The sequence below is a fragment of the Pseudoalteromonas sp. PS5 genome, assembly GCF_004103255.1.
Classification (GTDB): domain Bacteria; phylum Pseudomonadota; class Gammaproteobacteria; order Enterobacterales; family Alteromonadaceae; genus Pseudoalteromonas; species Pseudoalteromonas peptidolytica.
This window is the reverse complement of the sequence record NZ_RCSQ01000003.1, coordinates 45,764-55,631: the sequence shown is the minus strand read 5'-3', so window position 1 is coordinate 55,631 and position 9,868 is coordinate 45,764. Positions and strand designations below refer to the sequence as shown.

Genomic DNA, 9,868 nt, shown 5'->3' with positions numbered 1-9,868 from the left:
AGGCAAAAATTTTGATATTTAGTTGTTCTAAATGAGAATTTTTAACGCTGTTAGCGTCAGATTTACTCCTTCAAATTGAGCTAGTATTAAGTCAAATTGGTATTAACCATGGCAACAGTTAACTTCGGTGTAATAAGTTAATCGCGATTAAGATTGTACTTTTTCATTTTTTCTACCAATGTGGTGCGGCGAACACCTAAAATTTCCGCTGCACGCGCAACAACATAGTCATAACGTTCAAGCGCTTGCGTGATCAAATCTATCTCTAGTTCAGCTAGGTATTCTTTGAGCTCGATCCCTTCGTCCGGCAACAAGCCTACGTCTGCCGATTGCGAAGTAAATTCTTGCGCTAACGTATCCTCTTCATCGTCACTAAAGCCTTCACTAAATAACTCATTAAAAGCATCTTTTTCTAACAACTCTTCTGGATATTCAGGTTCAAACGCCTCGACTTCAATGTAGCGGTACTTTTGTGGTAAATCGGTGACATCTACGACTTTATCTGGGAACATAATCACCATACGTTCCACAAGATTCGCAAGCTCCCGAATATTTCCAGGCCAAGCATGTGCTTTTAAACTTTCTACGGCTCTATCTGTAAATTTGACGGAATTACCTGATTGTTCATTCACACGGCGTGTAAGCTCTTTCAACAGTAGTGTAATGTCTTCTGCCCGTTCATTAAGTGATGGATTTTCGATTGGAAAAACATTGAGACGGTAAAATAAATCTTCTCGAAACTTACCTTCTTCTATCATGGTTTCCAAGTTGCGGTGAGTCGCCGCAATAACACGAACATCAGCTTGAATTGGCTTTGTGCCCCCCACCCGCTCATAAGTTCGCTCTTGAAGGACACGTAGCAGTTTAACCTGCATTTGTAGTGGCATATCACCTATTTCATCAAGAAAAAGTGTGCCGCCTTGCGCCAATTCAAAACGCCCTTTTCGTGCGGATATCGCTCCGGTAAACGCCCCTTTTTCATGACCAAATAGTTCGCTTTCCAACAACTCCCCTGGAATCGCACCACAGTTTACTGGCACAAATGGGCCATGAGCACGCTTAGATAAAAGGTGTACATTACGCGCAACCACTTCCTTACCCGTTCCTGACTCGCCTAAAATCAGTACGTTAGCATCTGTTTTTGCCACTTGAGAGATTAAAAAGCGTACATTTTTGACCGCTTCCGTCTCTCCAACTAGACCGTCGAAGCTCTTATTTTGCAGCTTGTTTTCTTTATTTGGCAGCATCCGTAAGTATTGTTGACAGTCATGAAGTAACTGCATTGTGACTTCTTGGCTGAACGGTTCCGTAATGAGGCCAATAACATTGGGTAGTGAAAGCAATGGCCTAAGCGTTTCACCTATCAATAAAAAAGGCACTGCTGGGTGCGATTTGATCAAGGCTTCATGAGAAGCGTGTTGTAATGCACCTAACACAAAAATCGGCTCTTGGTTTTTATCAATGATGCTTGGCGCGTATTGCTCTTCAGCTAGCACGTCATTTGCCTGACCGACAAAGCTAAGCGCTGCGCCTAATCCGATCGCTCTTTTATTGTTGTTATCTAAGATCAAGACCATTGCTTGAGAACCAATCTACTAAAATTTTCAATAGTTAGATTGTAAGAGAGATTAAAGGGGATGCAATACCTAAGTGGCAATTTTTTGACATAAACGCCAAAAAATCGCCACCTGTACTGTTCTATATCAATACTTTGGTATTAATTTACAGTAAACCCAAGACTGATGATGCGGACTGATTTGCTTGGCCTCTCAATGCAATGGAAGCCTGCGATAGAATATCGTTAGCCACCTGATCGCTAACCGCTTGGGCGTAATCCGTGTCTTGGATACGACTTTGGCTTGCAGCTATATTCTCTCGTTGATTGCTTGCCGAGCGAATGGTACTAGAAACCGAATTTTCAAACGCCCCCAACTGCGCGCGCTGGCTGTTTAACTCTTTAGAGACTGTATCAGCAGCATCAATTGCAGATTGCGCCCCAGCCTGTGTGGAAATATTTACACTGAGAATCGCACTAGCAAAGCCACCGTCGGTCTGCTCTAGACTCTGCGTCGTGTTAGCGTCGGGACCTACCTGGAAACTACGTGATTCACCGTCAAATATTTGTGCTCCACCAAACGTCGTGTTTTCAAACGTTTCTGTTATTTGCGTTTGAAGCTGAGACACTTCCTCTTGCAGTGCTTGGCGGTCGCTGTCTGTCAGCGCCCCATTTCCTGCTTGAATAGACAACTCTCGGATCCTAGAAACTGCGTCATTCACTCCTGACAGAGCAGAATCAGCGGTCTGCGAGTATGAGATACCATCATAAGCATTACGAATAGATTGACTGTACCCATCTTGCTGAGAAGTGAGCCTGTCAATAATTTGTAATGCGGCAGCGTCGTCGGCAGCTGAATTAACCCGCTTGCCCGAAGATAGCTGCTCGTTTAATTTGTTAGCCGTCTGCTCTGTACGATTAAAAAAAGCAGCACTTTGTGATTGGATTTTCATATCTACCCCCATTCACTATCATTAGTTTTAATCTACGCTATTTTGAGTAAAAAGTCATCATAATCGTTAAATTTCCTGTGATGACTGGCATAAATACTGCAAAATGATTAGAAGTGATATAAAGTATTGAGTAGTAGCTAGTTTATCGTATCAATACAGCGCTTGTAGCAGTTCCAGTATTTGATACTGTAAAGTTTTGATTGCACCTTTAGGTGGACCCCAATGTTTGATAATAAAACCATTTTAATTACCGGCGGCACAGGCTCTTTCGGCAAAAAATACGTAAAAACTCTGCTAGAACGATATAAGCCAAAAAAAATAATCATTTTTTCTCGAGATGAGCTTAAGCAGTTTGAAATGCAACAAGAGTTTAATCATCGGTGTATGCGATATTTCATCGGGGATGTCAGAGACAAAGATCGATTGCGAAGAGCAATGCAAGGCGTAGATTATGTCATTCATGCCGCAGCCCTAAAGCAAGTCCCTGCGGCGGAATACAACCCAATGGAGTGTATTAAAACCAATATTAATGGGGCTGAAAACGTAATTGAAGCAGCACTGGATAACGAAGTAGAAAAAGTGATAGCCCTTTCTACAGACAAAGCAGCCAATCCTATTAACCTGTATGGTGCAACAAAGCTTGCATCTGATAAGCTATTTGTTGCAGCAAATAACATGGCAGGTGGACACCGAACTAGGTTTTCAGTCGTACGTTATGGTAATGTCGTTTGTTCTAGAGGCTCTGTAGTGCCTGTATTCCAGCGTTTTATCGACGAAAATAAAGGACATATTCCGATCACTCATAAAGATATGACACGTTTTTGGATTAGCCTGCAACAAGGCGTTGATTTTGTTCTCAAAAACTTTGAACGTATGCTTGGCGGTGAAATTTTTGTACCGAAAATCCCTTCAATTCGTATCGTTGATTTAGCGACTGCAATGGCACCAAACCTACCACAAAAAGTAGTCGGTATTCGCCCTGGAGAAAAGCTCCATGAAGTAATGTGTCCCGAAGATTTAAGCTTTGACACATTTGAGTTTGACGACCATTTCGTTATTGCTCCTGGAATAAAATTCAGTAGCAGAAGTAACGATTTTGACATGAACGCGTTAGGTGAGAAAGGGAAAGCTGTAACGCCTGGATTTGAGTATAACTCATTGACTAATCCGGATTATATGAGCATTGAAGAGATTAAAGCATTTAACGTACAAGCACTGTTATGATCCCATATGGAAAGCAATCAATAGACCAGCTAGATATTGATGCAGTTATCGACGTGCTGCAATCTGACTGGTTGACTCAAGGCCCCAAAGTTCCAGAGTTTGAGCAAAAACTTTGCAGCTATACCGGGGCAGATCGTGCCGTCGCGGTAAACAGTGCAACATCCGCACTTCATATTGCCTGCCTTGCGCTTGGAGTTGGCAACGGTGATATTGTTTGGACCTCACCAAATTCATTTGTAGCCTCATCTAATTGCGCACTCTACTGCGGAGCGAGTGTAGATTTTGTCGATATTGATATTGATACCGGTAACATGAGTATTGAAGCACTCACTAGCAAGTTAGTACACGCCGAGCGACAAAACCAACTCCCCAGGGTGCTTATACCGGTTCATTTTGCTGGCCAGTCATGCGACATGCAGGCTATCAACGAACTATCTCAGCAATATGGTTTTAAAGTGATCGAGGATGCCTCTCATGCTATCGGCGGCTCCTTTGACGGAAAAAAGATAGGTTCCTGTGAATATTCTGACATCTGTGTATTTAGTTTTCACCCTGTCAAAATAATGACCTCTGCAGAAGGTGGGGCGGCTCTCACGAACAACCCTCAGCTCGCTGATACTATGGCTAAGCTACGCAGTCATGGTATCACTAATAAACCAGAAGAGTTTAGCGAACCAAGTCATGGCGCTTGGTATTATCAACAAAATGTTCTGGGCTTTAACTATCGCATGACTGATTTACATGCCGCACTAGGATGTCAGCAATTAACGAAGGTCGATAGGTTTGTTCAACAGCGTAACAAGATTGCGGCACACTATGACAGCTTGTTTCAAAATAGTGTGATCCAACCGTTACTCGTTACGAACACATCACGCAGCGCTTACCACCTCTACGTCGTTAAAGTTCCGCTCCATTCACCAGAAGAGCACAAAAAACTCATCCAAAACTTAAGAAATGCCGGTATCTTTGCACATGTGCACTACATTCCTATTTACTTACAGCCTTTCTACAAGCAGCTTGGATTTAGTGCCGGTTACTGCCCTTCAGCAGAACTATACTACCACCAGGCCGTCACTTTACCGCTGTTTCCTGATCTATCAGAAGAGCAAGTGCAGCACATTGCGGATACTTTAAAAAGCCTTGTTGCAAAGTTAAGCGTTTAGCCTAGTTTAAACGCTTAACTAAATCGACCCCATCCCAAATATGATTAAATTGTAGAGCACTACCAAGTGGTGTTCTACGAAGCGCATGAATGTCCTCAACCATATCTTTAGAAATACCAAAGTAGCCTACAGTTTGAAGTTTTTCATGCTCTGGTAACTGAGCAATGCTGTCAATATTAGTACTCAAGATAAGTCCATTGCCCTTGTGTGCATCAAGTATCGTAAGGCTGTTAAGTCGCTCAAACTCAAACATTAGATAACTTGGATGTGATATTGAACGAATTGGCTTTAATGATAAATCCGTCATAAGAAGCATCTGTGTATTTATATGCCTATTTAACTGATGATTTAACTCAAACTGCGGATGATCATCTGCGCACTTCGCCAAGGCGTCCCAAAAACAGTCTTGAATCGATGGTTTTGTACATAGCCAATAAATTGCCTTCGGTGAGGAACAGGCCTGCTGATTGAAGCTCTGATAGTCAGTAAAAAATTGTTTGGCTGCAAGTTTTGCATCTTGTTCTGAACTCAGCCTTAGAACAGATATAGAAAACCTGTCAGGGAATGCCAGTTCATTGGCAACTGGCGCTACTTGATTTATCTGTAATATTGCATCATCTCCCCCCCAGATCACCCGCTTGTCACACCATTTTGATAAAGTAGCGGTTACCTGAAACTGCGAAGCCGGATAGGCAATAAATAAACAGCGGCTCCCCAGCAAGGCCCCCTTGTCAGTATCTACAAAGCGCTGTATCAAACCGACTAGCTCATCAGAGATTGCTCCTCTTCGGCTACTTAATCTCACAATGTTTATGTTTCCGACAAGAAAACTTAAGAGCACCGTATAGAGAAAGACTGTATCGACATTAGCTGGGGTAATGTGAAAAACTTTGTTCTGCCGTAACCTTAGCTGCTCACCGTAGTGGATTGCGAGATTTTTGATATTACTGCGCCTACACCAAAATGCCAGAGCGACAATTTCAGCACTGGGGCGGTGCTTAAGTATAAAGTCAGAAAACTCTGCAACAGTGTCAATAAGTGACTGCTCGAAGGCAAATAAATTTGATGGCTCTTGTTCAAGTTCACCGACGAGTGTCTGTACTTGTTCATTTAAAAGTATCACTACACCCCCTAACTTCAGATTGGGCTACTCGGCCTTGAATAGTGAAATACTTTCCTTTACGTCCACATGCGCAATCATCAATACCATGAATAATTGCTAAATCTTCAGTAAGTAGATTGTGCCCTGGGTAACTTCTAGCAATAACGGATTGCAGTTGCACCACGCCTGTGGTACGCGCTGGCAAAGGCCGCAGTGTCACAGGGTCTACTACATTGATATCTGACCAAACGGGAGCATGTAACATGCCATGCTCACACTCAACATAAATGGTTCCTGTTTGCTCTACCATTCCGTAATAATCATGGACTGTGACATTGCCAAAGCAAGCGCTCAACTCCTGTTTAAACGTTTTTTTATCAACTGCTTGCTCAGATATTTTTTTCCACCCACCACCATGCAATAGAAATGCGTCGGAAAACGCCACCTGCTTTCCTAATTGCCTTAGTTGTTGCACTATTCTTTGCCATATTATGAACGTAAAACCATACATAAAAACCGGTTGGCCTGCGTATTTATCCGCAAAGCTCATCACTACCGCGAGATCCAGATCCATATTTTCATCAAGTGCAAAGTGATGATCTCTCCCAAAAAAAGACATACCCTGTATACCCGCAGCTCTGGCAGACATACCAGAGTGAACATCAAGTGCCTTTCTGGAATCAAGAATTAATAGCGGTAATCTTTTTGGCCCAAGCCAATGCTGCATTATTTTTGAGAGTACCTTTGACTGTAAACGGGCAGTATCGCTATCCAACACTATTTGGGATTGCGTACCTGTCGTTCCCGATGATTTGAGTATGCGGTGAACCTTATCAGCGTCAATGCTACTTAGTAGCTGGTTTTTGAACGCGCGAACAGCAAGAGGTGTCTCTCCTAGTTGCTGAGTTGCGCTGTATTTTTCACAGTACACCTTATGAAAATGGTGCAGCTCATCGAGCAATGGCGTTAGCAGCTCCCATTTCTCATTTTGACAGAGGTCGTATACTGGTAACTCAAGCAATTCTTCGTCAGATAAGTGCATTGTAATTCACTTTGCCATTACTTAGTCTAGGGATGGTCTCAATATTAAAAACTTTTACATTTCGATGGTGACATTGTGCTATTTGGGCAATTTGTTTTTCAACGCCAAGTTCAGAGCCACAGATGAAAACTCGCAGTTGTTTATCATCACTGGTTATAACGCAGCTCAAGTTAAACTGCTGATTGAGCTGACGTTCTAAATCATCAAGGTTTATTCTTCTACCTTCAAGCTTCGCTATTCTTTTTATTCGGCCAATGATTTGCAACATACCGTTATCTAGCTGGTGTGCCACATCACCCGTTTTTAATATCGCGCTGACTTCACACTCTCGTAAATCCTCTAAAGATGAGGCATAACCGGCGAATATATTTGTCCCTTCAAAACATAGCTCACCTTCTTTTTCACCATTGGCGATGTAAAGTTTGCAGTAAGGTAAAGCCTTACCAATTGCGCCTGCTGGCGCCGCTAAAAAATCGTCAGGCTGCATGATAGCCATCCTTGCGGTGGCCTCTGTTTGGCCATACATGGCGTAGAAAGGCAGCTTCTGGGAACCACAAAACTCTTTTAAAACTTCCCATAACTCTCCACTCAAGCGTCCACCAGCTTGAGCCATATATTTCAATTGATGCAGTGGTTGCCTTTGCAACCCCAATCGAAAAAGCATCTCAAAGCTAAATGGCACCCCGTAAAAGCTGTTAACATTATGCTGGGTAAACTGCTGCCAAAATGACTTTGACATCAAACTTTCTTGGCCAAGAATGATTCCTGCCCCTACAAGCAAATGACTATGTAAAATTGAGAGCCCAAAGCTGTACGAGAATGGCAAAGAAGCCATAGCACAGTCAGTTTTGGAAATAGGCAAAACCTGCGTTATTGCAGCGCAGTTTGAGGTAAGGTTTTCAAAGGTTAGCTTAACTACTTTTTCTCGACCGGTGGTGCCGCTAGTACCCAGTAAGAGTGCAATTTCAGGTGCGAGAGTAACCGTATCAGGATTAAGGTGAGATACTAAATCACCATCAATTAAATAGTTCGCATGAAACTGCGTGAGCATTAACTGATGCTGCTCCTTTCCCTTACTTTTGTCTAGCAGAAGCACCGTATGCCCACCTCGAAGTGCAGCCAAGTAGTGTATGACAAAGGGTAAGGAGTTGTGCGCAACGATGGCAATTAACTGTTTCTTTTTTGGCAAGTTGCTGAGCGCAGATTGTACTTCAGTATCTAACTGTGAATAGTTCAACGTGCACTCGCCATCAACAATCAAGCTATTACTCGCTTTTCCAAGCTCCCAAAACCTACTCATAAGCCTAGCTTTAACCCCCCATCAACATGGATGACTTGCCCAGTAATGAAGCGACTTTCTTCTGCAACTAAAAAGTTAATCACATCAGCAACCTCTTCTGGCTGACCAATACGCCCCAATGCTGTATTTTTTATTAACTGCTGCTTTTTCTCATCAGAAATATGCGCAACCAGTGCGGTGTCAATTACACCAGGAGCGACGGCGTTTACACGAATGTTCATAGCACCAAGCTCTGCGGCCAAGCTCGCAGTTAAGCCATGTAATGCAGATTTCATCGCCGCGTAAACGCTTTGACCACGGCTGCCTTGCTGCGCAACGACTGAGCTAATGAAAACGATACTGCCGGACTTATTTCGAGCCATTATCTTGCTTATGCCTTGAGCAAGCATAATCGCACTCTTCACATGTTGATGGTACTGCTCATCAACCAAATGATCGCGAGTCATCAGCAACGGGGATTCGTACATGGTGCCTGCACAGTGCACAAACCCATGAACAGGTAGCTTTATTTTTTGGATAAATTTAAAAAGTTGGGTAACCTGTTCATTTATGGTTATATCTGCGGTGAAGTGTTCAACATTCAAATACCCTGCTGCAACGAGTTGTCTCTTTGCTGTAAGCAACTTTTCTTCATTTTTAGCTACCATGATGACAACACATTGTTCATTCAAAGCCGCTTTTTTGGCTACAGCGAGCCCAATTCCAGAAGAAGCTCCGGTAATGACAACGATATGATTAACCGAGTTCGTCACTATTCGCTCTCGTATTTAGCAACAATTTCTTGCGCTTTTGCAAATGAACTCATATCAATAATATCGTCAGTGTCGATCATTATATCAAAATTTGATTCTATATCCGCAATCAACATCATATGACTCATAGAGTCCCATTTATCATGCTGTCCATAAGCAAGCTCGTCGGTAACTTCTTCTAATGGAATATCCAAAACACTAGCAAAAATATTTCGTAATTTTTCGTTCATTAACTTCTACTCAAAAATGTTTTAATCTGCTTGGTTGCTGTGATGTATGCGTCAGGCGTTAATCTTATCTTAATTAAACCTTGGCTGTCAGTTGGTGCCAAGGTGTAGCCAAGCACCTCATTATACCTTAGCGCCTCTCGATTTTCTGCTTTAACTACGGATCCTAATGCGTTAATTCCAAGCTCTTCAAAGGCATAATCTATTAAAAGTAAAGACGGAGAGAAAGCGACCAAGTTTCCCTTATAATCATTGTCTGCGATGTAAATTCCAATTTCTGCTTCACTGGCATCACTCAGCGCGGTATTTGCACGTATATTAACGACCCCGATCTCTTTTGCCTTTACGATGATTTTATAATGTGCTTGCCTATCACTGTTAAGCATCGCTGAAAACCAAGCTTGATGTTGTGCAATGGCGATAGGCTTGTCATCTAGCATATTTGCTCGGACGCTTGGCTGATTACGCCAACTGAAAACTTTCTCCATATCATCATGGGTGAGCTGATGTAGCTCAATAGCGTAGCCGTGAAGCTTAGTTGCTATCATAC

At 42.6% G+C, this 9,868-nt stretch carries 10 protein-coding genes; 2 read left to right on the top strand and 8 right to left on the bottom strand.

What is annotated here, in order from left to right; genetic code table 11:
- Positions 1-137: 137 nt before the first annotated feature.
- Together D9603_RS00495 and D9603_RS00490 are read right to left on the bottom strand one after the other, a co-directional pair.
- A complete protein-coding gene (locus tag D9603_RS00495; RefSeq protein ID WP_128729647.1) occupies positions 138-1,577 on the bottom strand; it encodes a sigma-54-dependent Fis family transcriptional regulator in 1,440 nt (479 codons plus the stop codon).
- A 145-nt stretch (positions 1,578-1,722) separates the two neighbouring features.
- Entirely contained in the window at positions 1,723-2,508 is a 786-nt protein-coding gene (locus tag D9603_RS00490) for a flagellin (protein ID WP_128729646.1), read from the bottom strand.
- Between the two features lie 222 nt (positions 2,509-2,730).
- On the opposite strand from D9603_RS00490, the gene pseB reads away from it, so the two are divergent.
- Both pseB and pseC read left to right on the top strand, forming a co-directional pair.
- Positions 2,731-3,732, top strand: coding sequence for a UDP-N-acetylglucosamine 4,6-dehydratase (inverting) (gene pseB / locus D9603_RS00485; protein ID WP_125252025.1), 1,002 nt, complete (start codon positions 2,731-2,733; stop codon positions 3,730-3,732).
- Positions 3,729-4,895 carry a UDP-4-amino-4,6-dideoxy-N-acetyl-beta-L-altrosamine transaminase gene (gene pseC, locus D9603_RS00480; RefSeq protein ID WP_128729645.1) on the top strand — a complete coding sequence of 389 codons (1,167 nt, stop codon included), beginning with the start codon at positions 3,729-3,731 and terminating at the stop codon, positions 4,893-4,895. The genes pseB and pseC overlap by 4 nt, the downstream gene beginning before the upstream one ends.
- Position 4,896: 1 nt before the next feature.
- Here pseC and D9603_RS00475 read toward each other — a convergent pair whose 3' ends face one another.
- The 6 genes from D9603_RS00475 to D9603_RS00450 are packed head-to-tail and all read right to left on the bottom strand — an operon-like array spanning position 4,897 to position 9,866.
- The gene (locus D9603_RS00475) at positions 4,897-6,018 is read right to left on the bottom strand and encodes an acyl-CoA reductase (RefSeq protein ID WP_161972713.1); all 1,122 of its coding nucleotides are present in this window, start codon (positions 6,016-6,018) and stop codon (positions 4,897-4,899) included.
- Complete coding sequence (locus tag D9603_RS00470; protein WP_128729643.1) at positions 6,002-7,039, bottom strand: acyl-protein synthetase; 1,038 nt, start codon at positions 7,037-7,039, stop codon at positions 6,002-6,004. The genes D9603_RS00475 and D9603_RS00470 overlap by 17 nt, the downstream gene beginning before the upstream one ends.
- Positions 7,026-8,339, bottom strand: coding sequence for an AMP-binding protein (locus D9603_RS00465; protein WP_128729642.1), 1,314 nt, complete (start codon positions 8,337-8,339; stop codon positions 7,026-7,028). The genes D9603_RS00470 and D9603_RS00465 overlap by 14 nt, the downstream gene beginning before the upstream one ends.
- Positions 8,336-9,091, bottom strand: a complete 756-nt coding sequence (locus D9603_RS00460; RefSeq protein WP_161972712.1) for an SDR family oxidoreductase — start codon at positions 9,089-9,091, stop codon at positions 8,336-8,338. Before D9603_RS00460 ends, D9603_RS00465 begins: the two co-directional genes overlap by 4 nt.
- A complete protein-coding gene (locus D9603_RS00455) occupies positions 9,091-9,321 on the bottom strand; it encodes a phosphopantetheine-binding protein (protein WP_125252031.1) in 231 nt (76 codons plus the stop codon). Before D9603_RS00455 ends, D9603_RS00460 begins: the two co-directional genes overlap by 1 nt.
- Positions 9,321-9,866: a GNAT family N-acetyltransferase gene (locus D9603_RS00450; RefSeq protein WP_128729640.1), complete on the bottom strand. Its 546-nt coding sequence runs from the start codon at positions 9,864-9,866 to the stop codon at positions 9,321-9,323. The genes D9603_RS00455 and D9603_RS00450 overlap by 1 nt, the downstream gene beginning before the upstream one ends.
- Between the last annotated feature and the right edge of the window lie 2 nt (positions 9,867-9,868).

Excerpts from the sequence above, each read along its gene's own strand:
- D9603_RS00450 (WP_128729640.1), bottom strand. The coding sequence starts at position 9,866 with ATGATAGCAACTAAGCTTCACGGCTACGCTATTGAGCTACATCAGCTC.
- D9603_RS00455 (WP_125252031.1), bottom strand. The coding sequence starts at position 9,321 with ATGAACGAAAAATTACGAAATATTTTTGCTAGTGTTTTGGATATTCCA.
- pseC (WP_128729645.1), top strand. The coding sequence starts at position 3,729 with ATGATCCCATATGGAAAGCAATCAATAGACCAGCTAGATATTGATGCA.
- D9603_RS00465 (WP_128729642.1), bottom strand. The coding sequence starts at position 8,339 with ATGAGTAGGTTTTGGGAGCTTGGAAAAGCGAGTAATAGCTTGATTGTT.
- D9603_RS00470 (WP_128729643.1), bottom strand. The coding sequence starts at position 7,039 with ATGCACTTATCTGACGAAGAATTGCTTGAGTTACCAGTATACGACCTC.
- D9603_RS00495 (WP_128729647.1), bottom strand. The coding sequence starts at position 1,577 with ATGGTCTTGATCTTAGATAACAACAATAAAAGAGCGATCGGATTAGGC.
- pseB (WP_125252025.1), top strand. The coding sequence starts at position 2,731 with ATGTTTGATAATAAAACCATTTTAATTACCGGCGGCACAGGCTCTTTC.
- D9603_RS00490 (WP_128729646.1), bottom strand. The coding sequence starts at position 2,508 with ATGAAAATCCAATCACAAAGTGCTGCTTTTTTTAATCGTACAGAGCAG.